Raw genomic sequence first — 23,272 nt, forward strand, 5'->3', positions numbered from 1 at the left:
AAGGTACCCACATGATGGTAAGTCTTGCGGAGATCCGGGAAACCTCGGGCGAAGTCTTCACCGACGGATGTCCCACACGCGTGGTACTCGATCACATCATGAGCAAGTGGGGCGTGCTCGTGCTGCTCGCGCTCACCGACGGCACCCGCCGTTGGGGCGAGCTGCGCCGCGAGGTCGACGGCATCAGCGAGAAGATGCTCGCCTCGACGCTGCGCACCCTCGAAGCCGATGGCATCGTGTCGCGCACCTCGTATCCCGAGGTGCCGCCGCGCGTGGAGTACGCGCTGACCGAGCTCGGCCGAGAGCTCATGGAGCACATGCTGCCCCTCGTGCAGTGGGTCGCGGTGCGCGCCGACGGCATCGTGCGGGAGGGCTGACGCGCCGGTCGGCCTCTCTGCCGTCGCTCAGATGATGGTGGGAAGCGCGCCGCCGTCCGCCCGAAGGGCGGCCCCGTTCGTCGCCGACGAGAGGGGACTTGCCAGGTAGGCGACCAGGCTGGCGACCTCCGCGGGTTCGATGAAGCGTTGGATGAGCGACGAGCTGCGCACCAGGCTCGACTTCAGTTCGTCGGGTGACATCGAGTGGGCGGATGCGATCTGCTCGACCGTGGCAGCGACTCCGTCGGAGTAGGTCGGTCCTCCGAGAACGGTGTTCACGGTGACCCCGGTGCCCCGGGTGAGCTTCGCCAGCCCGTTGCTCAGTGCGAGCGCCGCTGCCTTCGTGGCGCCGTAGTGGATCATGTCGCCCGGCACGTCGACCGCCGACTCGGTGCCGATGAAGATGATCCGACCCCAACCCCTCGCGAGCATGGGTTCGAGGAGACGGCGAGACAGTCGCACGCCGCTCATCACGTTGACCTCGAAGTACCGCGACCAGGCCTCGTCCGCGATATCGGCGAAGCGCGCGACATCGAAGATCCCGACGTTGTTGATCAGCACGTCCACCTCCCCGAGCGAGTCGAGGAGGGACTGCGTCTGCAGGGGGTCGGCGAGGTCGGCTGCGATCCCCGAGACATCGCCGCCCGGGACACTTGCGCGAAGTCGTTCGACGGCGTCCATGACTCGATGCTCACTGCGCCCGTTGACGACGACCGATGCGCCTTCGGCCAAGCATGCTTCGGCTGCCGCAAATCCGATCCCCTGAGTGGATCCACTGACGAACACTCTCTTGTCTGCGAGCTGGAGGTCCATGTCGTGTTTCGTCCTTCCCGGCTGCCGTTCGCAGCGAAATTGCTTTCCTGAGAAAGTAAACATTATGACAATTCACTTTCCTGAGCAAGTTCTCGATAGGCTGAACGCATGGCTGAACCGGAACCTGCTGACGAGTTGGATCGCGACGAGCTCGCAACCTGGTCGGCCTTCGCCACGCTCCTCGAGTGGGTTCCGGCCGCGCTCGACGCGCAACTGAAGCGCGACTCCGGGATCGGTCATTTCGACTTCGGGATCCTCTTCGCCCTTTCTCGGGCTGAGGATCACACCCTCCGCATGAGTGATCTCGCGGGCTACGCCAACAGCACCCTGTCGCGGCTGTCTCGCGCGGTGGACCGGCACGAGCGCGAAGGCTGGGTGCGCCGCGCGCCCGACCCGGCCGATGGTCGGATCACGCTCGCGACGCTGACGAGCCGGGGCCGCGAGTTCGTTCGCGCGGCGACGCCGGGCCACGTCCAGCTCGTGCGTCGGCTCGTCTTCGACTCCCTCACCAGGGCGCAGTCCCAGCAACTGAACGTCATCAGTCGGCGGATCACGGGGGCCGTCCGCTCCGAGGGTGGATGGCAGCCTCCGCGCTGATGCCCATCGGCCGGGAAGCGCACCGACTCGGGTGCTGATCGTCGGAAGGCGACCCGCGGCATCGCCGGCGCGCATCGCCACGCCCGGGCGAAGATGCGTGCGCTGCGCACCGAACCGCCCTACCATCGGAGGAGCGCACCGGCACCCCCACCCGACGTCGCCCCCGAGTCGACCCCCGCCCCGTCGGTGCTGCACCTCAGGAGCCCGAGTGACGACCCACCCCGACGACCAGCCCGTCTACGGGTTCGGCCCGTCTGCCGGCGAGCTCGCACCGCGGCCGGGTCGTCGCAGCGCCGACTCCGGTGGCACCCTGCGACCGCGACGCCTTCCGGCACCGGAGTGGGGGAGACATCCGTCGCCCCGCGATGTGCAGCGCTACTACCTCTGCAGTGAGGAGCCGAGCGGCGAGTTCGTCGAGGTCATCATCCCGGTGACCGATGCGGGCCGCATCCGCTACTTCACGACGAGCGACGGAGACAAGCTGACCGAGGTCGACGAGGACTACTTCGTGCGACGCCGCGAGGGCAACGCGCGGTCGCTGCTCGAGCTCGACGCCCGAGAGATGGCCGAACTGCAGGCGGAGCTCGACTTCGTGCGCCCCGTGCTCGGGCGCGATCCGCTCGCCGAGGCGGCTGCGGAGGCGGCCGAGCTCGCTGCTGCTGCACCCGAGGTGCCGCCGGCGGATGTCGCGGAGCCGGTGCTCGACGAGGGCGAGCCGACAGAGGTCATCGAGCTGCCGTTTCCGGTGCCGGTGCTCGCTGCGCCGGCGTTCGTCGAGGCGAGCCCACCTGCGGTGTTCGAGCCGGAGTCGGTCCCGGAGCCGGAGTCGGTCGTCGAGTCGGAGCCGGAACCTGAGCCGCAGCCGGCGCTCGGAGTAATGCCGGAAGCCGAGCCGGCACCGGAGGCCGAGCCGGCGCCGGCCGCCGAGCCGGCACCGGAGATCGAACTGCCCGCGCCCGTTGCCGCCGCCGACACCGCCGCTGAAGACGAACACGAAGACGAAGACGAAGTCCAGATGATCGAGGAGTACCACCCAGTGATCGGTTCCAACAGGTTCGAGCAGCTCGAGCCCGGGGCATCCGCGATGCCCGCCAACGTCACCCAGATGCCGATCTCGGTGACCGGGCCCGTCGCGCCGATTCCGCCGACTGCCGTGGCAGCCCCGGCGGCCGAACCCGGGCACGACGTCGACGCCGCGGCGCAGGTGGCGCTCGCGAAGGGCATCGCGTTCGCCGCGCACCGCGGGCAGCTCGACCAGATCGGCGCCGAGTACATCGATCACCCCGGCCGCGTGGCCGAGCGCTTCGACCCCGTGAGCGAGCCCGTGCTCGTCGCGGCGGCGTGGCTGCACGACGTGCTCGAAGACACCGCGGTCACCGCGCAGAACCTGCTCGAGGCCGGGGTGCAGCCCGAGGTCGTCGAGGCCGTGCAGCTCTTGACCCGCACTTCGGATGTCGCGGACGACACCTACTACGCACGCATCGCCCGCCACCCGGTGGCCCGCCGTGTGAAGCTCGCCGACCTCGACGACAACACCGCGCCGTGGCGCGTGCGCCGCCTCGAGTACGACGCGCAGGTGCGTCTCGCCGAGAAGTACCGCCACGCCCGCGAGGCGCTCAGCGCAGGCTGACCACGTGGCTTCTTCAGTGTGCGTGCGATCGACCTGATCCTCGTTCGGTGAACACGCATGTCAGTTCCCCCTCATCGATGAGGGGGAACTGACATGCGTGTTGGGGGACCATCGAGTGCCCGGTGCGTGGGCCCGAGAGCGGCGGCCCCCATCTCACGACTCAGCGCGAGCCAACCGGCTCAGTGCTGGAGCACCGCCCAGGCGAGCAGGCTGTCGATGCGCCGGACGTCGGCGCCCTTGGTCAGTTTCACCTTGATGTGGCCGGCTCGAGTCCAGAGCTCGACCTCGGCGTCACGGTCGAGAAGGCCGCCGGCATTCTCGGTGGACCACATGCTGATCGAGCTGTACGGCAGCGAGTAGATCTCGATCTTCTTTCCCGTGATGCCCTGTGCATCGCGCACGATCAGGCGCTTGGTGGTGAACGTTGCGGAATCGCGGAAGGTCTTGAAGGAGGCGACGGCCTGTTCGCCTTCCACGAGCAGCGCGCTCACGTCTCCAGGAACAGGGATCTCGTTCTGCAGAGTCCAGGCGAGCATCGGTGCGGTTTCCATGTGTTTCGCGGGGTTCCTCTCGTGGATGGTGCGTCCTGGCTACGCGAGATGAAGCAACACGTCAGGGCGCGGACGTGCTGAGCGTACCCGTCGTCGACTCGTAGGTGGCGACCGAGCCGAGCGACGGAGCCGGAACCCCCAAGGGTGGGGCGTTGACATCGACGCGGGCGCGAAATTCGTTGCTGCGCTGAACCCACCCACCCCGATACGTTGGACCCAGAGATCGGCCTTCTGAGGCCGCGTACGAGCACGACGACGTGCTCGTTCGCCTGTCGGAGGGCATCGATCGCACTGAAGCGAGAGAGGGGAACTACCGATGAGAACCGCACCCCGCAACATCCGCTGGCGCCGCCGGGCGCTCGCGCTCGCCGGAGCATTGCTGCTCGGCTCATCCCTTGTGACGGCCACCGCAGCCGTCGCAGAAGACGATCCGCGCATCGACCTGCCACCGGGCTACCTCGATGCCCAGACGGCGACGAGCAACATCGAACTGCTCTCGAGCCTGCCGCGCGTCGCACCGTTCGACGCGAACCCCGGTAACTTCGGCTTCGTGAACTCCGACCTGGCGTTCTCGGGCGACAACGCCATCGTCGGCAACTTCAACGGCTTCCAGGTCTACGACGTGTCGGATGCCGCGGCGCCGGAGCTGCGCGGCTCGTTCGTGTGTCCCGGCGGCCAGGGCGACGTCTCCGTCTATGGCGACCTGCTCTTCATGTCGGTCGAGGAGACGCGCGGCCGCATCGACTGCGGCACGCAGGGCGCGCCCGGTCAGGTGAACGCCGAGCGGTTCCGCGGCGTGCGCATCTTCGACATCAGCGACATCGACAACCCGGTGCAGCTGCCCGGCGTGCAGACGTGCCGTGGTTCGCACACGCATACGCTCGTCGCCGACCCCGACGACACCGAGAACGTCTACATCTACAACTCGGGCACGTCGGGCGTGCGCTCGCCGCTCGAGCTCCCGGGCTGCGTGAACGCTCCGGCGAGCACGACCCCGGTCACGACGGGCAACCCGACGCAGTGGCGTATCGACGTCATCAAGGTTCCGCTCGCCGACCCGGCGTCGGCCGCCGTCGTGAGCCAGCCGCGCATCTTCAGCGACCCCGTGACGGGAGCGTTCAACGGACTGCAGAACGGCCCGACGCAGCCGCTGCACCCGGCGGGCACGCCGTACTCGCCGAACCCGAACACCAACACCTGCCATGACATCACGGCGTTCCCCGAGATCGGGCTCGCCGCAGGTGCATGCCAGGGCAACGGAATCCTGCTCGACATCTCCGACCCGGTGAACCCGGTGCGGCTCGACGCCGTCGCCGACGCGAACTACTCGTACTGGCACTCGGCGACGTTCAACAACGACGGCACCAAGGTCGTCTTCACCGATGAGTGGGGCGGCGGCACGGCTGCTCGCTGCCGGGCGACCGACCAGCCCGAGTGGGGCGCGAACGCGCTCTTCGACATCGTCGACGGCAAGCTCGAGTTCAAGAGCTACTACAAGCTGCCGGTGCCGCAGACCGCGCAGGAGAACTGCGTGGCCCACAACGGTTCGATCATCCCGGTGCCCGGTCGCGACATCATGGTGCAGGCCTGGTACCAGGGCGGTCTGTCGATCATCGACTTCACCGACACCGCCAACCCGACCGAGATCGCGTACCTCGACCGCGGCCCGGTGAACACGCCGAACCCGGCCGGGCTGAACCTCGCCGGCTACTGGTCGACCTACTGGTACAACGGCAACGTGCTCGGCAGCGAGATCGCGCGCGGCTTCGACACCCTGGCGCTCACTGCGAGCGACCAGCTGTCGGAGAACGAGATCGCCGCGGCCGGTGAGATCGAGCTCGCCGAGTTCAATGCGCAGATGCAGACGAGCCTCGTGCACGAGCCGAGCTTCGCGGTCGCCCGGTCGTACATCGACCAGGCCGAGCGCGACGGAAGCCTGAGCGGCAAGGCCCTGAGCGAGGTGCGCAAGCACGTCGACAAGGCCGAGAAGCTCGCGGATGGCCCGGCGAGCGGCTCCGCCGTCGGAGCTCAGCTCGACAACGCTGCGAAGAAGTCGGGCGCTGCGGCCGACTCCGCGTTGGTGCAGGCGCTGAACGGGCTGGCGGCGACCTTCGAGTGATGCATGCCGGGAGGCCGACGATCGGCCTCCCGGAACGACGAGTGCCCAGCGGCTCGAGGTCGCTGGGCACTTTCGCGTTCGGTGGTGAGCAGGTCGCGCTCGCGCGTTCGGTGAGGCCGAGCGGGAACCCCGACGTCAGGACGAACGGGCGGCGAGCAGTTGCTGCATCTTCGCGATCTCGACGCCCTGGTCGGACTCGACGTGGCGCGCGAACTGATCGATGTCCGACTCGTGCCCGCCGCCCGCTGCGTAGAGCTCGGTCACCATCTGCACCGCACCCTGATGGTGCTGGATCATGTACTCGAGGAAGAGCCGCTCGAACTCCGCCCCGTCGGCCGCCTCGAGCTCGGCGAGCTGCTCCTCGGTGAGCATGCCGGGCATCTCGTGGCCGTCGCCGTCGTGCCCGTCGTGCCCGCCGGCGCGCGAGTCGTTCAGCGGCACCACGCGGTCCTGCAGCCATCGGGTGATGAGGTCGAGCTCGTCCTCCTGGCTGACCCGCATGCGTTCGGCGAGCAGACGGATGTCGCGGTCATCCGTTCGATCGTCGACGAACCCGGTCATCGTGATGGCCTGGTCGTGGTGTTGGATCATGTCGAGCATGAACTGCTCGTCGGCCTCGGTGTGCTTCGGCGACTCGAGGTTCAGCGATTCGTCGGGGGAGAGGGTGTGGTTCTCCTCGCCCGGGGCGCCGAGCTGCACGACGGGGCTCGTCGGTGCGACCTCGGGGGTGCCGGCCGTGCATGCGGCCAGGCCGAGCGCGAGCGCGAGCGCGATGCAGACCGGGCCGGAGCGTTCGACAACCGTCATCCATCTACCTCGTCTTCGTCGAAGGGCATCCGCCGGCGCCGGCGTGTACTGCAATCGCATCGCCGCACGGCTTCCGTCCATCTAACTCGATGCCGCTGCGCGGGGCTACCATTGGCGCAGGGGGAGCACCGATGTCGTCACCCGACGCCCGAGACACGGATCCGACTCTGATCGGGTCGGTGCAACGCGCACTGCGGCTGGTCGACATCGTCGCGAATGAGCCGCGGCCCATGCCGGTGAAGGCGCTCGTCGCGGCGAGCGGGCTCACCCCGGGCACGACGTACAACCTCGTGCGCACGCTCGTGCACGAGGGCTACCTCGCCCGCGAACCCGACGGACTGCTGCTCGGCACCCGCTTCCCCGCCTTCGTCACGGCGGATGCCTCGCACGGCGTGTTCCTCTCGCGGGTGCGAACCGCGCTCCGCGGTGTGACCGAGGAGCTCGGCGCGACCGCCTACCTCTCGCGGTTCGAAGACGGCGAGGTCCATCTCGTCGACATCGTCGATGCCGTGCACAATCCGCGCGTCGAGCTCTGGGTCGGGTTGCACAGCAGCGCGCATGCGACCGCGCTCGGCAAGCAGATCCTCGCCGTGCTGCCTGAAGAGGAGCGTCTCGACTACGTGTCGAGGCATCCGCTCGCCGAACTCACCCAGCACACGATCAGCGACCGACGCGTGCTGCTCGACCAGCTCGAGCGCTCGCGCGAGAGCGTCGTCGACCGCGAGGAGTACGCGATCGGCTACACCTGCATCGCCGTGCCCGTGAGCGCCGCGGGCATCACCGCCTCGCTCGCCGTGTCGCTGCCGAGCGCGGTCGCCGCGCACGCCGATCCCAACCTCGTGCGCCGCCTGCAGGTCGCCGCGGCCGGTCTCGCGCTGCAGCTCGGCACCGATCGCCTGGGGAACTCCGGGGCCTGACGGGCGGCGACGGATGCCTCGGCTCGCGGCTGCGGCATCCGCTGTTCATCATCTGAAATCTTCGCGTTGCCGTGGCGCGCGGGCGGTCGTACGGTGACGAATGCGCGACATAGGGCGCGCGGATCCATCATCGCCGGATCGCACGTGCGATCGACCTTCGGGGGACGGTTCGGCTCGCAGCCGAGGCGGGATGGTGTGCGCGCGGGGAGGGGTTCGGGTTCTCTCCCCGCGCATCGCCCTGCTCGCCGGGCAGGTCGATGACCCCCGATCTCGCCGCAGCGCTCGCCGTCTACAGCGGGCGGTCGGTGGAGCGAGAGCTTCCGGCTTGGGATGCCTCGACGGTCACCGGCGATGCACCGCACCGCCTGTACGTGGCGCGGCGACCGACGTGTTCGTGCTCGAGGAGACGGAAGGGCGGGTCAGTGTTCCGGTGAGGTGAGTCGCATGTCGATCTCGAAACGGTCGCATGCGGCCCAACACAATTCTGCGCGAGCCAACAGAATTCTGACTACGAGACCACTCGTTGGTCGGCGCGGAAGTGACCCGTTGCTCTGATATCGGCGCCGAGTTCGTGAAACTTCGCGGCGATCTCATTGACTGCCTGACGGTTCACAGCCGTGGCACGCCGAGGATTCAAAAGGAGGTCGAGCGTTCGGCGTAATTCGGCCTGGCCGGCGATGATGTGGGTGGTCGTCGCTTTGGTCATCGGTAGCTTCGCCGCGTGGACTTCAGCAGCAGGGTTGGAGTAGAAGACGCAGGGAACGAAGAACGGCGCTGCAAGCTCTTCGCTCTTGAGCATCTGACCGAGGCGCCACGCTTGGTTGCGAACCTGCTTGGCGGGCGCGCCACCGGCCGTGTGGATGCGGATGCTGAGTGGTGCGTCGTGCTTTTCGTCAGGTCTGGTGGCGGCGAGCTGAATCGTGAACGGCGGAGTGAGCGGTGGGTCCTCCTCGTTGCGGACGGTCGCAACGAGGACACCGAGTGCGGGGTGCACGTCGTGGGGTTGGATACTCTCGATCACGACTCCGGCCCAGCCCTTGTTCTCGATGACGAGGCACCCACGTTCGGTCAACACGACGTGGTCGAGCTGGGTGACGAACGGTTCCTTGCCGTCTTCCTCGTGGAGGAACATGACATTGGTCGCGACGATCGCGTCGAGATTGAGGTGAGCGCAGGCCTTCAGGATCGATGCGCGCGATGCTGCTTCCCATTTCTCACCCTGTGCGAGCTTCTTGCGCAGGACTTCGGTTCGGGCAGCTTCGCGGTCGAGCGCCGCCAGGTGTTCGGTTCGGAGTGCGACCTGTGTGGAGGTCAGCGCATCGACCTCACGCTGGTGCGCGACGCGGGCAGACTCGAGTTCACCGAGACGAGCGGCTTCGGCGTCGTGCAGCGCTGCCGCGGTGCGGGTCCGCTGGCGGCGGATGAACATCGAGAGGACGACCGTCGCGACCAACAGGCACACGATCGTGCCCAATGCGGCGGCGCTGGCTGGTGTCATGCATTCAGTGCAATACACGGCACCGACATATGTAGACCGGGACCCGAGGCTCCGTCCATTCGGTCGAGATGTCGATCTCGCCCGCTGCGGATCGACGCATGAGTAGAGGCATCCGCTTCTGGAACATCCGCTCTCATGTCGTAGGAGAAGATCGTGTCGACTCCCCGGGCTCTTCGGCCGCTGCGCAACCCCGCCTATCGCTGGCTCGCGGCGGCCCTCGTGTCATCCCTCGTCGGTTCCGGCATCTGGCTGGTCGCGCTCGTCTGGCAGATCGTGGCGATCGGCGGCGGTGCGGCCGAGCTCTCGCTCGTCGCGGGCGCGTCGGCGATCGGCATGCTGCTGACGACCCTGCTCGGCGGCGCGCTCGCCGACCGCATCCCGCAGCGGAGGATCCTGCTCGTCGTCGAGGTCGTGCGCACCGCGAGCGTCGGCATCGTCGCATTGCTTTCGCTCACGGGCGCCCTCGCGGTCTGGCAGCTCGCCGCGGTCGCGCTCGTCGGTGGCGTGATGGCCGGGCTCTACTACCCGGCGTATTCGGCGCTGCTGCCGAGCGTCGTGCCCGAAGACCAGCTGCTCGCCGCCAACGGGTTCGAGGGCATGGCCCGGCCCGTGCTCATGCAGGCGGCCGGCCCGGCGCTCGCGAGCGCGCTCATCGCCGTCTCGTCGCCCGGTGCCGCACTCGCGGTCGCCGCACTGACGGGTGCCGCGGCAGTCGGATTCCTCGTGAAGGTGCCCGACCTGCCGCTGCGGGGCGAGCAGGCCGGCGACCACGGCGAGCAGCCCGACGCGAGCAGCGGCGGCACGCGGCATCCGGCTCTCGCATTGCTCGTCGACGTGCGCGAGGGCTTCGTCTACATGGCCCGCACTCCGTGGCTGCTCGGCACGCTCGGGTTTGCGTCGCTCCTCATCCTGTTGATCATGGGGCCGTTCGAGGTGCTCGTGCCGTTCGTGATCAAGGATTCCGCGGGCGGCGGCCCGCAGGAGCACGCGCTGATTCTCGCGGCGTTCGGCATCGGCGGCGCGGTCGGCTCGATGGTCGTCGCCTCCCTCAAGCTGCCGCGTCGCTACCTGACGGTCATGAACCTGCTGTGGGCATTCGGATGCCTCCCGCTCGCCGTCTTCGGACTGACCGACCAGATCTGGCTCATGGTGATCGCGGCGTTCGCTGTCGGTGCGGCCTTCAACGGCGGCGTCGTGATCTGGGGCACGCTGCTGCAGCGCCGGGTGCCGCCGGCCATGCTCGGGCGGGTCTCGAGCCTCGACTTCTTCGTCTCGCTCGCGTTCATGCCCGTGTCGATGGCCATCGCCGGGCCGGCGGGGGAGACGATCGGACTGCCCGTGGTGTTCCTGATCGCCGGGGTCGCCCCGCTCGTGATCGGCGTGGTCGCGATCGTGGCGGCGCGGATGACGCGCGACGAGATCGCGCATCCGCTGCTGGTTGAGCCTGTCGAAACCAAGCCTGCCGAACCCCTGCTGGTTGAGCCTGTCGAAACCGAGCCTGCCGAAGCTCTGCTGGTTGAGCCTGTCGAAACCGAGCCAGCCGAAGCTCTGCTGGTTGAGCCTGTCGAAACCGAGCCTGCCGAACCCCTGCTGGTTGAGCCTGTCGAAACCAAGCCTGCCGAAGCTCTGCTGGTTGAGCCTGTCGAAACCAAGCCCGTCGAAACCGAGTCCGCCGAGGGTGCCGTTGCGGGTGCCGAGGGCCTGGTGCCGGTCGGGGCGTGACCGAGCACTCCTCATGCAGACACCTATAGCGCGGCGCTGTACGCGTCTGCTGTCAGCACGTGGCACGCACGCCCTGGCTGCTCGAGCGCGTCAGCCCGGTCGCACGAGCGCGAGCGACGGATGCTCGAGGACCCCGCTGCGCCCGTGGGTCGCGAGCACGGACCACACCGCCACGAGTGGCGACCCCTTGCCGATCAGGCGCAACGGCTCCGCCGAAGGGAACTCGAACGTGACGGCCCAATGGTCCAGGTCGGGATAGCACGCGGTCATCGCAGCGAAGTCGAAACTCAGCCACTGGCCGTTCACATTGATCGCGAGCCTCTGATTCGAAATGAGGATTCGCGCCTGCTGGTGCTCTCGCCATTGTTCGGCCGCAGCACGCATGGCAGCCGACTTCGCGGTGGAGTTCGCGATCGCATCGGTCACGAGTCCCGCAACGACGAAGCCGGGCCGGCCCATGTAGAAACCGGATCGTTGCGACCACTGAGCGGTCGTGCCGTAGAAGCGCTGGTACTGGGCATCGACGTCGTAGAAGAACTGCTCGCCCGGTCTTGGGATGAGACCCCAGACTTGCACCGGCTCGGGAAATCGTTCCTGCTGGAGGTCGCCGACCAGACTGACCGCGGCGTTCCACGCAAGTTGAGCGTCGTCGAGCCGAGCCGCTTCGGCTCGCTCGCGCTTCGTGAGCCTGCCTTTGCTTCGTTGCCACGCGCGGTACGTGCGGTGACCGTTGCGGATCGCGAAGACGATGCAGAAGACGATTCCGGTGAGCGAGGCGAGCAGAAGGACCACCGAGATCAGCCCGGCCCATCCCACGATCGAGGGATCGCTGGTCGCCCAGAGGTTCAGTGCCCACCCGACGAGCCCGCATGCGAAGTAGATCACGGGAAGCAGGACAACAGGAATGATCCACGTGAGGTGTCGGCGCACGACGTCGAGCCTATGGGTTGGGTCGTCCGCACCCCCGTGGCGATGCCGAACTGGGGAGAAGTCGGTGCACGATTCGCGGCTCTCCAGCGGCCTCCCAGTCGCGCCCATAGGATCAATGGCATGGCCGGATTCTGGGGCAAGCGCAAGCGTGAAGAGCAAGAACTCAACGCTCAAGATGCCGTTCTGGCGCAGCGGGCCGGCACGGCTCTCGTCGCCGCCGACGAGCGCGTGCGCGTCACCGCCGACGAGCTCGCCTTCGCCGACGCCGAGCTCGGCCACGACGCCACCGCCGAGCTGAGCACGGCGCTCGCCGCGGTGAAGCAGCACCTCGGCGAGGCATTCCGGCTGAACCAGCTGAACCACGACGAGATCCCCGACACCGCCGAAGAGCTGCGCACCCGCAACGCCCGCATCGTGCAGCTCTGCGACTGGGCCGAAGACGTGCTCGACGACCACATGTCGACCCTCGCCGACAAGATCGCGCGGGCGCGCCGGGCTCCCGAGATCATCGCCGGAGTGCGAGCGGATGCCGCGCGCCTCCGCACCCGCATCCCACAGGCCCGCGACACCATCGACCGGCTCGCCGCCCGATATGCGCCCGAGGCGCTCGCCCAAGTCGAGGCCAACCCCGCCCAGGCCGAGCAGCTGCTCGGGTTCGCCGAGCACAGCGCCGGTGTCGCCGAGCGCCGCCGCGAGGCCGGGCAGCGCGAGCAGGCCAACCTCGCGCTCGAGGCATCCACCGAGTCGGTGCGTCGCGCCGCGACCCTGCTCGATGCCGTGGAGACCTTCGAGGTCGAGGCCCTGCGCGCCGAGTCCACGCTCTCGGCGATCATCGAGGACTCCCGCGGCGACCTCGCCGTCGCGCTCAAGGAGCCGCAGACGCCCGCCGTCACAGCTGCGATCGCCGCGCTGCAGGGCGCGCTCGCCGCTCTCCCCGTTGCCGGCGTCAACACCGACCCCTTCGCCCAGCTCAGCCAGTTGCGCGACGCGAACTCCGGTTTGGATGCCGCGATCGTCGCGGCCCGCGAGCGCGCTGCCCGCCCGATCCCGCCACTCGAGCACGTGCACCACGCCATCGATGACGCCGACCGCCAGCTCGCCGTCGCCCGCGACGTCATCGCCGGCCACCGCGGCTGGATCGGCGCCGACGCCCGCACCCGCCTCGCCGAGTCCGAGCGCGTGCGGGTCGACCTCGACCGCTTCCTCGGCACGCCCGCGGCGACCGTTTCTGTCATCGACGAGGATCATCGCGAGCAGGCGATGCTGATGGCCCGACGCGTCGCGCACCTCGCGGCCGAGGCGCTGCAGCTCGCGCAGCGCGACATCGACTCGTCACGCCCGCAGGATCGCGGTCAGTGGGGTGGCGACAACTGGGGCGGCGGCGGCCGACGCGGTGGCGGGTCGTCGGATGTGATGGGCGGGATTCTCGGCGGGCTCGTGATCGGGAGCATCCTCGACGGGATGTTCGACTAGGTCGACGGGATGTTCGACTGAGGCGGTTGCCGCCCGGGGCACCTGCCACGCCAGGTTGTGGCGTGCGTGATTCACTTTCGCCGTAGCGCGCTCCGAGCGGCGAACTTACGATGGATCATGGCCGGGTTCCGGATCGGGCGCAGACGCCCTGCGCAACTTCTCGAGGTCCACGACGCTGATCTGGCGAAGCAGGCTGGACAGGTTCTTGTCGTCACAGACGACCGCATTCGAATCGCCGCCGAAGAGCTCGCCTTCGCCGAGGCCGAGCTGGGGGCCGATGCCACTACACCGCTGAGCGAGGCGCTCGTCGCGGTGCGAAGACGCCTGAGCGACGCGTTCCGTCTGAACCGGCTCAATCACGATGCGATCCCCGGCACCGCTGACGAGGTGCGTGCCCGTTACCTGCGCATCGTGGAGCTGTGCGGATGGGTCGACGACGTGCTCGAAGAGCACACTTCAGGGCTCGCCGACCGGATGCGGCGGGCGCGGCGCGCCCCCGAGATCATCGCCGGTGTGCGCCGGGATATCGAGAGCCTGCGCCCACGCATCCCCGTCGCCGGCGACACCGTCGAACGACTTGCCGCGCGTTATGCCCCCGAGGCACTGAGCCAGATCGAGGCGAACCCTGCGGAGGCCGACCAGTTGCTCGGGTTCGCCGCGCACAGCGTGCGCGTGGCCGAGCGGCGGCGATCGGCCGGACAGCGCGAGCAGGCGAGCGTCGCGCTCGAGGCATCCGTCGAATCGGTGCGCCGAGCAGTGACCCTCCTCGATGCGGTTGAGGCCTTCGAGGTGGAGGCGTTGCGAGCGGAGTCCGCGCTGGCTGCGATCGTCGAGGAGTCCCGTCGGGACGTTGCCGCTGCGCTCGACGAGCCCCCCTCTCGCCGCGTCGCAGATGCGATCGGCGAGCTGCAGGCAGCCCTCGCCGCCCTCCCGCCGGCCGGTGTCAACACCGACCCGTTCGCCCACCTGAGCCGACTGCGCGAGGCTCGCGCGGTGTTGGATGCCGCCATCACGTCAGCCCACGAGCGCGCATCGGATCTGATTCCGCTGGTGGATGACCTGCCCCATGCAATCAAGGACGCAGACCGACAGCTCGACATCGCTCGTGATGCCATCGCCGCCCACCCAGGCTGGATCAGCCCCGAGGCGCACACGAGACTGGCCGAGTCCGAGCACGCCCGGATCGACCTCGGCCACTTCCTCGGCGGCTCGGGGGCGGTCATCGCCACGACAGATCAGGAGCGCCGAGAGCAGGTGATCGCGATGGCCCGGCGGGTCGCGTCGCTCGCGAGCGAGTGCCTGCAGCGGGCTCGGCACGACATCGAAGCGGCGCGGCGTCATGCGCGACCGCTCGGGTCGCGTGGCCGGGCCGGATCGCTCACGGACGACCGACGCCTCGTCGGCTGAGTGACTCGAGTGCTGTTCGACAGCATCGGGCCGATCCCGCGTGGCCTCCGGTCGCGCCGTCGAGGTCTACTCGGCCGCCGCATCGCACCTTGGGAGTTGATCCGGCCGAACTACAAGGTCGACCCAGAAGTGCGGGGCGGCCTCATCGCGAGCCTTCGGGAGCGTGCGTGGTGGCTCGGCCTCGAGTCAGATGATCCGATCGGATGACTCATTCGACGCCGTCATCGCGGCTCTGGTCGCCCGGGCGCACGCGCTCGGCGGTAGGCACTCGGTGCCGCCGGCGGTTTGTCAGCAGGCGGATCGCGAAGGGGGGATCGTGCTGCCGGGTGGTGGGGTCACTCTTTGCTCTGGCATCGTTCAATTTCTGCTACCACCACACCCGCCATCAATTCGGCCGACTCGTGCTCCCATAGCCGAATGACCGTCCAGCCAGCCGCTCTAAGTACCGCGTCACTGTCCCTATCACGTTCGATGTTCCGGGCGAGTTTCGGGAGCCAATATTCTGCGTTCGACTTGGGGTAGGTCGCATGCTCCGGGCACCCGTGCCAAAAGCAGCCGTCGACAAAGACTGCGATCTTGAGTCGTGTGAATGCGATGTCGCAACGGCGTCTGATTCCCTTGAGGGGTGGGTAATCGACTCGATAGCGGAACCCGCGCGCGTGAAGGAGGCGCCTCAGCGCGAGTTCAGGTTTCGTGTCCCGACTCCGATTCGAGCGCATGGTTCGCGCTATCGCTGGAGTGGATGCCCACGACGATGTCTTGGTCACCATCCCACACTACGAGCGCGGACCACCGATTTGTCGACCGCTTCCGACGAAGAAGACGGGCTGAGCGGACGAGATAGGAGGATCGTGCGACCTGATGACGGCCCGCTCCTCTACGCTATTCATCTGGGCGCTTTGGCGCCATCCAGTTTGATTTGATCGCCTGGAGAAGTGACGCATCCAGGACCTGTTAGCCTGGGCCAAAGCCCCGTCCTGATTCTTCGCAAAGCTGGTGGTAGATGATCCCCGTAGTTGATCTGTTTGCAGGCCCAGGGGGACTCAACGAGGGATTCTCGAGCGTAGGTGAGGAGAATTCAAAGCCAGTATTCAACACTGTCGCTTCATTCGAAATGGACAAATACGCTCACCAAACGTTGGTCCTTCGCGGTGTGTACCGAAGGTTGAAGAGGCATGGCGAAATACCTCAGAGCTACTACGAGTACATTCGGGGCTCGAAGACTTGGGCGCAATTCTCATCCATTCCAGAAATTGCAGCTCTGCTTGAAGAAGTAAGCGCAGAAGTCCACCAGATCGAGCTGGGTCCCGAAACGCAGAGTCTCACCGACTCGCTCATCCGTAGCGCTCTAGCTGACGCGCTGAAGGACGAGAAGGATGATTGGGTACTGATCGGTGGCCCTCCGTGTCAGGCGTACTCGCTAGTCGGTCGTTCGCGACGCACGAAGGACAAGGACTTCGAAAAGGACAAGAAGCACTTCCTTTATAGGGAGTACCTGAGGATCATCGGTGAGTTCGCACCTTCGATCTTCGTGATGGAGAACGTCAAGGGCCTGCTGTCCTCCACGAACGCGGGAAGCAAAGTGTTCGAGCTGATCCTTGAGGACCTCACGCGTCTAAAGGGGGGGCTCGAGTACGAGATACGGTCGATGGTCGTGGACAACCAGTCTGGGAGTCTTCGACCGCAGGACTTCGTCATTAGGGCGGAGAACTACGGTATTCCGCAACGCCGGCATCGCGTCATACTCGTGGGAGTGCGAAAGGATCTCGCCGACCGCTCACCCACCGCGACGCTAACCGCCCGCGAAAGCGTCAGCGTTCGAGATGCGATCGAGGGGCTGCCGAAGATTCGCTCTGGAATTGCACCGGTGCGGGACAACAGCTGGGACTACTGGCGGGGTGTCCGCCGGCGGATGCGTGATCGCGTCAAAGAGAGCGGCGTGGCACTACGGATAGCAAATAGGCGTCAGGTGCTCACGACGGGGGCTCCCTTTCTTCGGAGCTACATTGCGCCGCATGACCCGACCGAGTACGAGAAGTGGATTCTGGACCCGGCCATTGCAGGGGTGACACTCCATGAAGCGCGTCGTCACATGGAAAAGGATCTCGAGCGCTATGGGTATCTCGCATATCGGGCGATGGAGCTAAAGCGGAACCCGACTCTGTTGGACTTGCCCGAGACCCTTCAACCAGCCCATGAGAATGTCGGCAAGGAGGACACCCCGTTTCTCGATCGCTTCCGGGTCCAACTGTGGGAGACACCGGCAACGACGGTGGTATCCCACATCGCAAAAGATGGTCACTACTACATCCATCCGGATCCGGAGCAGATGCGAAGCCTGACCGTGAGAGAAGCAGCGCGCCTGCAGAGCTTTCCGGACAACTACTTCTTCAAGGGCAGCCGGACCCAGCAGTACTCGCAAGTCGGGAATGCAGTGCCACCACTTCTCGCGCGGCAAATCGCGGAAAAGGTGGCGTTGATGCTTGGCCTCGGTGAGGGAAGGCAACCCGCCGACCAACTGCAGGCCGGGACGGTGGGGTCGGTTTACGAAGGCAGCCAACTGCTTGGTCCTGCCGCCGTAGCACCGTGGCCGCTCTCGACTGAACCTCGTACTGACGCGACAAGTTCTTTGGTTACCGAGGCTTGAAGCCAGCGTCCGTCATCCTTGCCTCCAAAGCGACCAAGACCATAGCCTGCGCCTCGGTCACGATGCGCCCCGTTTCCCCGACGGCAACGCTAAGTATCCCCAGTTCCTTAGGGGAGACAGCTCGAAGCCGGCGGGCGAAGTCACGAAGCTCGCTCCAATACCTCGAGCCCCGATCATTTACAACTATCTGGGCCTCAATGCCGTTGAGAAGGCGCTGCTCCTTCTTTGCAGCGCGGTGCCCGCCATCGCTCGCAGATGCGGCGATCACGAAGTCAGCGAGTTTAGCTTCCTTGACATTTAGGAGCTTCGTTTGCTCCCATGCTTTCTCTCGTTTTGCCCACTCCGTAACGTTGGTTACGGGGCGGTCCTCGGCTGTTAGCACGAGACGAACGGCGAGCGCGATCGGTTCGATCGCTGCCCAAAGCTCGTTCGTCACTCGTTGGGCAGCCCAAATTGCGTCTAGATCAAAACTCGAATCACCGTATTCGGTCTGAGCGATCTGTGTCAGCTTTGCGATTGTGTAGGCGACAATGTTGGCCAAGTATCCGGGCGAGGACCGATACCAATCGGTCCGGAGGACACGGCCACGCACGCCGTTGAAGAGGATGCCCTTAGCGACCAAACTACGGAAGTACTCGTCGCCGAATTGCTCGTCGTTCCTAGTCCATTCCGCATCTATCTCTCGAGCGAATTGGATGAAGTTCTTCTGCGCCCCGCTGCTGACGACATGCGGCAACTGACTCCACGAGACCAAGTATCGGGCTGCGTCGGTCTTCGTGATGAGCTGGGAGCGAGGGTACTCCACCTCGAATTGGCGCGACATGCTAGGAGACAGCCGTGACTTCTCAGTCAGATACTGGCCTCGAGTTCTCTCATAGAACCACTTCGTCTGGAAGTGTGAACCGGGTTGCGGCGGTGCAAGAATTCGCCGCGACTTCTCCTCCATCCGTTGATGGAACTTGTGGTTGGAAAAGAAGTCTGCGTCACTAATCCGGTTCTGCGTGTTGGCGAATCGGCTGATCTTCGGGACTATATCCGCTTCTTGCTCCTCCGAAACGACGATCAGCTTGGTTTGAACGAATACTTCTGCGAGATCGACCTCGTTGTCCTCACGAGACGCGTAGAAGATCGAAGCAGTGGTCTGTCCGCCATTCACAATCTGGAGGTCCCTGATTCCGATGAGTCGAGTTTCTCCTCGCCGTATTTCAGTCTTCACCTCTGTTGCAGTGGCGGTTATTCCGTTGTTGAAGCTCAAGAACATCTCTGGCTGTTGCAGAATTGTCCCTCGGATTCCCTTGTTCACGTTGCCTCGAACGCTCAAGAATGACCGCACGTTTGATTCAAGGACCCGCGCGCCGTACTTTCGATAAACTCCCGCGAGCACGTCACCTGGAAGGGCCGCCAAGTAGGTTTCAACGCTTGCCGACGTGATGGCCGCCTTCAGGCAGGGGATTCCATCCGCCGCCCATTCTCGAAGATCGATGTCGATCTCTTCACGACCGAGCCTTGATTCTTCGACCTTCTGGAACCTGTTGATGTCCCATGGATGAAACTCGATCGTCATACCCTCAAGCTCTTCGCTCGGGAAACTCTTGACGCGAGTACTGAGTTTTGCGTTGGTTATGAGATAAATGCGGATCTTGAAAGTTCGATGACGCTGTTCCATCAGTTGCGCCGCAACCTGATAGCCGATCGAAGTCTCTTCCAAGGTCTCCGTCAGCTTGCCCTTGAGCACCGCCTCGACGAATCCGAGAGTTTGTGTGAATAGTCGTTTCGCGTCGCTCTCGGTAAGAGTCTGAAGCTCGTCATTGTTCGTGAATCGCGAGACCGCAAGAACAACATGACCATCTTCGTCGCCGAAATCGAAGCCGTCGAACCCGATTCGCCTGTTCCTCAGCCCGGTCCCCTCGAAATGACCTTGAATCAATGAATCGACTTCTTCGGCTTCTGTTAGGCGGCGACCGGCCTCATCGACGAAGGCTTCGCCAGTGAAGGTTCTTTCAACCGCGGCGGCCGTTCTGATTGAGTTGAGCAGATCTTGGTGAAAGTCGGTCGCGCTGCGAATCATGCCGGTCCTCTCATGCCGTGTGCAGCTTGGTCGCTGAGGCCGTTAGGCACAAAGAACGCGTTAAGTGCGGCTATCTCGAGTTGATACCTGGCTCGAACCACGCCGAGCGGCGCTGAGTCTTTGCGAATGCGTGGGAAATCATCGCGCACTGCGAAATGACGGCTTCGAACGACCTCAAAGCCGCGGCTGGCATAGTACTGATCCGTTGGGTCGAATTGAATCAGAGCAAGTTTCGTCTCAAAACTATCGAGAGCTATCTCGTCGCCGTTCAAGCGCTTTCGAATCGCCGCTACTAACTGAATCAGACTGAGGGTACTGCGAGCTTGCATGTCGGAACTGTCGTTGATAGTCACGAGCACAAGCTCCAACTGCTCATCAGATTCAGTCTCGAGCTGTTCAAGCGACGAGATGTGAACAGAAGCTGCCCCGCCCCGAATCGCCTTGACCTCGAACATTTGGGCGCTGGACACCCGGAAGTCGTGCGGAGCTCCAAGGGGCCCCTTCCATGCGTCCACCGCAATGCTAGGACTCTCAACTGACGCTGACAGCTCAAGTAGAAACCAGAGCTCTGCGGCTAGGCCTTGAGCTTCTTGCTCGGTAAGCCGACGCGCACCCTTGTAGGTTAAGAGCCGCCGCCACTGCTTGATGGTCTCATCGAAAATGGCAAGACCGTCGGCTTCGTTTTCGGCCGTGGACGTTCGACGAGCTAGCTCAAGGCACATGCCCATGAACGTCTCCAAGAACTCGGTGTCCTTTAGGGTCAGCACTACCGTCCATTTCCCATCCGGGCGACGACCGTGCTCGACTTGCACAAGCTCGGCGAGCTTAGGGGCTCTTGATGACAACTCGGTGACAAGAAAGAACACCGGGCGAGATGTATGGTCGGCGCCAAAATACAGGTGGAGTGAGTTGCCCGGCAGGAGCCTCTGACCCGCTTCGGCTGAGGCCAGGATTTGTTTCCAAGCCTCAATCACTGCCTCAGACACCGAACTCACCTTCATCGAGATCGTCGAAGTCCTCGAGCAACAGCCGTTGCGCCGGTGTGTTCAGCATGTAGGTGACATCGGCCGAGCGATCTTCGCTTGGCGGTCTTAGCCCATCGGGGCCGATCCGCTCCGGGATTGCAACTACCAAGCCGACTAGAGGGATATCTGGAAGGGCTTGGTCGTCACCGTCATCGAAGGAGCCATGGATCGGATAGAGCAGCAAAAGGGGACGCTCCAAGTATGGGATGTATTCCCTATCGGGAACAGTTCTACCCTTATTGGAACTCGCTCGTAGGAAGCTCTCAGTAGCCAACGCGCGTCGTGCTTCGGACTGCGTAACCGCGACGTCGCCGGTGCCCGCGACACGTTGGCGCCGACCTGAAACGAGGTAGCTCCCAAGCCCACGCTCTAGCTTCCTTCGTGCGCAGTTGATGTCTAGGTTCGAGATTTGCGCCGGTCTGCCTGAACCTCCGATCAAAGCAACATCCCACGTTTGAAGGTCTTCGGCCTCTGCTCCTGCTACAAAATCTGAAATCGAGCTCTTGGCAAACAATGGGACGGTCACGGGCGCCTCGTATGCGCTCAGCATCTTCGCGACGACTGCCTTGTTAACACCCCTCCAGATCACTCGATTCGCTTTCGGTGCGCGCTCTTCGGTACCTGCATGCCTGGAGCGAAGCTCGCTCACCAAGTCGGACAGAGCGTTGTAATTTGCCCTGATGTCGGCGTCCGACGCCGAGATTTTCGGTGTCTCTATTGCTCTACCACGCAGCGATATCGACTTCTTTCCGATCACGGCGGTACGCATCTTGTTTCGTGCCGTGATCAGGAGCGCACTCGGATGGTTCTTCACCGCCAACCCGTATTGTCTGGGAGTAAGGCCCTGATCGCTCATTCGGAGGAGTTCGAGCCGAAGCTCTTCTAGGGAATCAGCTGTTGAGGCATAGTCAGCCACCATTTCGGCTGTAATCCAAATTCGCGTCAGACTCGAGTAGTTGTCGCGGTATCCGAACCAACGCCCCATTTGCATCAGCGTGTCGGATGCAGCAACCTTGCGATAGAAATAGCTCGTCATCAGTCCCTCCAGTGTGAGACCTCGGCTCAGAAGATCACCCCCGATCGCTATGGTGCGCGGAGGGTTTTCCGCGCGCAGCATGCGGGCTTCAAGCTCCTTGTCACGTTTCGAGTTCATGACTCTGACCCCAATTTCGGCGACAGATACGGGGAGCTGCCTCAACACGTCGTCCCACGTAGTCCCGGCTTCTCCCACATACTCGAGCTCGTACGTCTCGCGCAGCAGATCAAGGTCGCGGTTGGGAACGCCCGTCGCGTACATTCGGCCGTGGAGTCGGATGGTGTTGCGGTAGCGGGCGAGCTCGTCTTCGACCAAACGACCAATCTGCGCCTGGACCAGGTTGAAGCGAGAGACATTAACGAGCATCGAACGGGGTGCCTTGGAGTGACCTGAAATGTCACGGATTGCGTTTGCCAAAAGGAAGACCCTGATTGCTCGCTTCAGGCTCTCCGGTATGGCCGATACTTCGAGCGAGTTCTTGTGCCCCAGGGGGAAGATTGCCTCAGCGTCGTCAAGGATGCACAGGGTCTTGTCACCTGCGTCGACCGATGTGCTACTGAACAAGGACGACGGGCCCACATAGTTGCTGGGCGAATCCAATCCGTAAATGAAATCCCTCGGGAAGAGATCTTCCTCGATCTCATCGTTGATGAAGATATTCGCGAAGGGGGTCGCGGTGAATCCCACGTACGAGCTTCGCGCAAACTGACTAAGGATCCTTCGTATCGCCGCGTTGATTGCGGTTGGATCCTCATCGTCCCTTTTTGTGTTGATCGAGGCGAAGTCAGCCTCATCGTCGAGGAGGAGAAGCGGGACCTGAATCTTCCCGTCAACGTTCGCCTGTCGGCCTAGCCATTCACCGATATTGTCCAGCACCGTTTTGTTCTTCTTTGTGATGAAGACCATGAGCGTGTCTTGACCGGGGCGAAACGCCATCGCTTCCAAGCCGGTCTTTCGAAAGTCGGTGGTCATCGTGGTCATCGATGCAACTGAGTTCTTAAGGTCTGCGAGCAGGCCCACACCAATGGCGGTTGGCTTGTTGGCGATGTGGGCCTTTCCCTTGATCAACGGCTTTGTGTCCTGCCCCAACACACCCTCGTCAATACGGCCTTGAGTTTGTTGACGCAACGACTCGGTGTTGCCGGTTAGCACTACGAAGATTCGATAACCTGCGTCGGCCGCTTTGTCCATGAGACCGATATACGTGCCTGTCTTGCCGGACTGGACATCGCCGATTACCAAGCCGCGGCGTTTCCACGGACCGGAATCAAATGGATCACCAAGGTGGTCGAGAATACGGTCGAGCGAGGAGTTCAGCTTGTCCAAGACCACGGGAGATCGGCCATCGTTGAGCAGAAACTGCGAGTAGGCGTTCCACAGTTGCCAGTCGATTGAGTCCTGACGTGCGAGCAACCACGGTTGATGACCCTTCGCCTCGATCAGAACCCCAAGATCCATATCAATCGCGAAGACTCTTGCGATTTCGTCCATGATGTCTTGTATGTCTTGGTCACTCAGGTTTGGGCCAAACAAGGGAGCCAGCCCCATCAGGGCTGACGCGAGATCGTTTTCGCTTGGAACACCATCCCGCTTCGCTGCCCACGCGAGAAGCATGCTGGTGATCTGCGCGCGTTCATTCTCGACGTTCGACATCG

Annotated in this window: 18 protein-coding genes; 9 read left to right on the top strand and 9 right to left on the bottom strand. The window is 64.4% G+C overall.

From position 1 onward, the window contains the following. Positions 1-11: 11 nt before the first annotated feature. Positions 12-377, top strand: a complete 366-nt coding sequence (locus BUR99_RS08095) for a winged helix-turn-helix transcriptional regulator (protein ID WP_074259853.1) — start codon at positions 12-14, stop codon at positions 375-377. A 27-nt stretch (positions 378-404) separates the two neighbouring features. Here the strand turns inward: BUR99_RS08095 and BUR99_RS08100 are convergent, their stop codons facing one another. Continuing rightward, the gene (locus tag BUR99_RS08100) at positions 405-1,190 is read right to left on the bottom strand and encodes an SDR family NAD(P)-dependent oxidoreductase (RefSeq protein ID WP_074259854.1); all 786 of its coding nucleotides are present in this window, start codon (positions 1,188-1,190) and stop codon (positions 405-407) included. 135 nt (positions 1,191-1,325) lie between these two features. Here BUR99_RS08100 and BUR99_RS08105 point away from each other — a divergent pair, with 135 nt between their 5' ends. Both BUR99_RS08105 and BUR99_RS20535 read left to right on the top strand, forming a co-directional pair. Then, positions 1,326-1,787, top strand: a complete 462-nt coding sequence (locus tag BUR99_RS08105; RefSeq protein WP_234980793.1) for a MarR family winged helix-turn-helix transcriptional regulator — start codon at positions 1,326-1,328, stop codon at positions 1,785-1,787. Between the two features lie 208 nt (positions 1,788-1,995). Next, on the top strand, positions 1,996-3,417 hold the full coding sequence (locus tag BUR99_RS20535; RefSeq protein WP_234980794.1) for a hypothetical protein: 1,422 nt from the start codon (positions 1,996-1,998) through the stop codon (positions 3,415-3,417). 179 nt (positions 3,418-3,596) lie between these two features. Here BUR99_RS20535 and BUR99_RS08115 read toward each other — a convergent pair whose 3' ends face one another. Then, positions 3,597-3,968, bottom strand: a complete 372-nt coding sequence (locus BUR99_RS08115; protein ID WP_074259856.1) for a PH domain-containing protein — start codon at positions 3,966-3,968, stop codon at positions 3,597-3,599. Between the two features lie 316 nt (positions 3,969-4,284). On the opposite strand from BUR99_RS08115, the gene BUR99_RS08120 reads away from it, so the two are divergent. After that, positions 4,285-6,087 (top strand): LVIVD repeat-containing protein, encoded by a 1,803-nt coding sequence (locus tag BUR99_RS08120; protein ID WP_074259857.1) that lies wholly within the window; start codon positions 4,285-4,287, stop codon positions 6,085-6,087. Between the two features lie 135 nt (positions 6,088-6,222). On the opposite strand, the gene BUR99_RS08125 is transcribed toward BUR99_RS08120, so the two are convergent. After that, positions 6,223-6,894: a DUF305 domain-containing protein gene (locus tag BUR99_RS08125; protein WP_074259858.1), complete on the bottom strand. Its 672-nt coding sequence runs from the start codon at positions 6,892-6,894 to the stop codon at positions 6,223-6,225. Positions 6,895-7,073: 179 nt separating this feature from the next. Between BUR99_RS08125 and BUR99_RS08130 the strand changes: the two genes are divergently transcribed. Further along, positions 7,074-7,811, top strand: coding sequence for an IclR family transcriptional regulator (locus tag BUR99_RS08130; protein ID WP_234980795.1), 738 nt, complete (start codon positions 7,074-7,076; stop codon positions 7,809-7,811). A gap of 508 nt (positions 7,812-8,319) precedes the next feature. Here the strand turns inward: BUR99_RS08130 and BUR99_RS08135 are convergent. Then, positions 8,320-9,309 carry a nuclease-related domain-containing protein gene (locus BUR99_RS08135; RefSeq protein ID WP_084183822.1) on the bottom strand — a complete coding sequence of 330 codons (990 nt, stop codon included), beginning with the start codon at positions 9,307-9,309 and terminating at the stop codon, positions 8,320-8,322. Positions 9,310-9,462: 153 nt separating this feature from the next. Here BUR99_RS08135 and BUR99_RS08140 point away from each other — a divergent pair, with 153 nt between their 5' ends. Beyond that, positions 9,463-11,031, top strand: coding sequence for an MFS transporter (locus tag BUR99_RS08140; RefSeq protein ID WP_074259861.1), 1,569 nt, complete (start codon positions 9,463-9,465; stop codon positions 11,029-11,031). Positions 11,032-11,121: 90 nt separating this feature from the next. Here BUR99_RS08140 and BUR99_RS08145 read toward each other — a convergent pair whose 3' ends face one another. Further along, positions 11,122-11,961, bottom strand: coding sequence for a hypothetical protein (locus BUR99_RS08145; protein ID WP_143231541.1), 840 nt, complete (start codon positions 11,959-11,961; stop codon positions 11,122-11,124). 120 nt (positions 11,962-12,081) lie between these two features. Here BUR99_RS08145 and BUR99_RS08150 point away from each other — a divergent pair, with 120 nt between their 5' ends. Both BUR99_RS08150 and BUR99_RS08155 read left to right on the top strand, forming a co-directional pair. Beyond that, positions 12,082-13,434 carry a coiled-coil domain-containing protein gene (locus BUR99_RS08150; RefSeq protein WP_074259863.1) on the top strand — a complete coding sequence of 451 codons (1,353 nt, stop codon included), beginning with the start codon at positions 12,082-12,084 and terminating at the stop codon, positions 13,432-13,434. A gap of 57 nt (positions 13,435-13,491) precedes the next feature. After that, positions 13,492-14,841: a hypothetical protein gene (locus tag BUR99_RS08155; RefSeq protein WP_143231542.1), complete on the top strand. Its 1,350-nt coding sequence runs from the start codon at positions 13,492-13,494 to the stop codon at positions 14,839-14,841. Positions 14,842-15,176: 335 nt separating this feature from the next. Here the strand turns inward: BUR99_RS08155 and BUR99_RS08160 are convergent, their stop codons facing one another. Beyond that, positions 15,177-15,611, bottom strand: coding sequence for a very short patch repair endonuclease (locus tag BUR99_RS08160; RefSeq protein WP_074259865.1), 435 nt, complete (start codon positions 15,609-15,611; stop codon positions 15,177-15,179). A 233-nt stretch (positions 15,612-15,844) separates the two neighbouring features. Between BUR99_RS08160 and BUR99_RS08165 the strand changes: the two genes are divergently transcribed. Continuing rightward, the gene (locus BUR99_RS08165) at positions 15,845-17,488 is read left to right on the top strand and encodes a DNA cytosine methyltransferase (RefSeq protein WP_074259866.1); all 1,644 of its coding nucleotides are present in this window, start codon (positions 15,845-15,847) and stop codon (positions 17,486-17,488) included. Here the strand turns inward: BUR99_RS08165 and BUR99_RS08170 are convergent. From BUR99_RS08170 to BUR99_RS08180, 3 genes are read right to left on the bottom strand one after another with little or no spacing between them, the layout of a single operon-like run. Beyond that, positions 17,475-19,556, bottom strand: coding sequence for an AIPR family protein (locus BUR99_RS08170; protein ID WP_074259867.1), 2,082 nt, complete (start codon positions 19,554-19,556; stop codon positions 17,475-17,477). The two genes, BUR99_RS08165 and BUR99_RS08170, sit on opposite strands and share 14 nt — an antisense overlap. Continuing rightward, complete coding sequence (locus tag BUR99_RS08175; RefSeq protein ID WP_159440965.1) at positions 19,553-20,542, bottom strand: PD-(D/E)XK motif protein; 990 nt, start codon at positions 20,540-20,542, stop codon at positions 19,553-19,555. Before BUR99_RS08175 ends, BUR99_RS08170 begins: the two co-directional genes overlap by 4 nt. Then, entirely contained in the window at positions 20,535-23,270 is a 2,736-nt protein-coding gene (locus tag BUR99_RS08180; RefSeq protein ID WP_074259869.1) for a Z1 domain-containing protein, read from the bottom strand. Before BUR99_RS08180 ends, BUR99_RS08175 begins: the two co-directional genes overlap by 8 nt. Positions 23,271-23,272 lie beyond the last annotated feature (2 nt).

Origin of the sequence: Agromyces cerinus subsp. cerinus, assembly GCF_900142065.1 — a bacterium.
In the GTDB taxonomy this organism is placed as follows: Bacteria; Actinomycetota; Actinomycetes; order Actinomycetales; family Microbacteriaceae; genus Agromyces; species Agromyces cerinus.

Coding starts and splice junctions, on each gene's coding strand:
- BUR99_RS08165 (WP_074259866.1), top strand. CDS start 15,845: ATGATCCCCGTAGTTGATCTGTTTGCAGGCCCAGGGGGACTCAACGAG.
- BUR99_RS08115 (WP_074259856.1), bottom strand. CDS start 3,968: ATGGAAACCGCACCGATGCTCGCCTGGACTCTGCAGAACGAGATCCCT.
- BUR99_RS08150 (WP_074259863.1), top strand. CDS start 12,082: ATGGCCGGATTCTGGGGCAAGCGCAAGCGTGAAGAGCAAGAACTCAAC.
- BUR99_RS08120 (WP_074259857.1), top strand. CDS start 4,285: ATGAGAACCGCACCCCGCAACATCCGCTGGCGCCGCCGGGCGCTCGCG.
- BUR99_RS08125 (WP_074259858.1), bottom strand. CDS start 6,894: ATGACGGTTGTCGAACGCTCCGGCCCGGTCTGCATCGCGCTCGCGCTC.
- BUR99_RS08135 (WP_084183822.1), bottom strand. CDS start 9,309: ATGACACCAGCCAGCGCCGCCGCATTGGGCACGATCGTGTGCCTGTTG.
- BUR99_RS08100 (WP_074259854.1), bottom strand. CDS start 1,190: ATGGACCTCCAGCTCGCAGACAAGAGAGTGTTCGTCAGTGGATCCACT.
- BUR99_RS08180 (WP_074259869.1), bottom strand. CDS start 23,270: ATGTCGAACGTCGAGAATGAACGCGCGCAGATCACCAGCATGCTTCTC.
- BUR99_RS08160 (WP_074259865.1), bottom strand. CDS start 15,611: ATGGTGACCAAGACATCGTCGTGGGCATCCACTCCAGCGATAGCGCGA.
- BUR99_RS08170 (WP_074259867.1), bottom strand. CDS start 19,556: ATGATTCGCAGCGCGACCGACTTTCACCAAGATCTGCTCAACTCAATC.
- BUR99_RS08095 (WP_074259853.1), top strand. CDS start 12: ATGATGGTAAGTCTTGCGGAGATCCGGGAAACCTCGGGCGAAGTCTTC.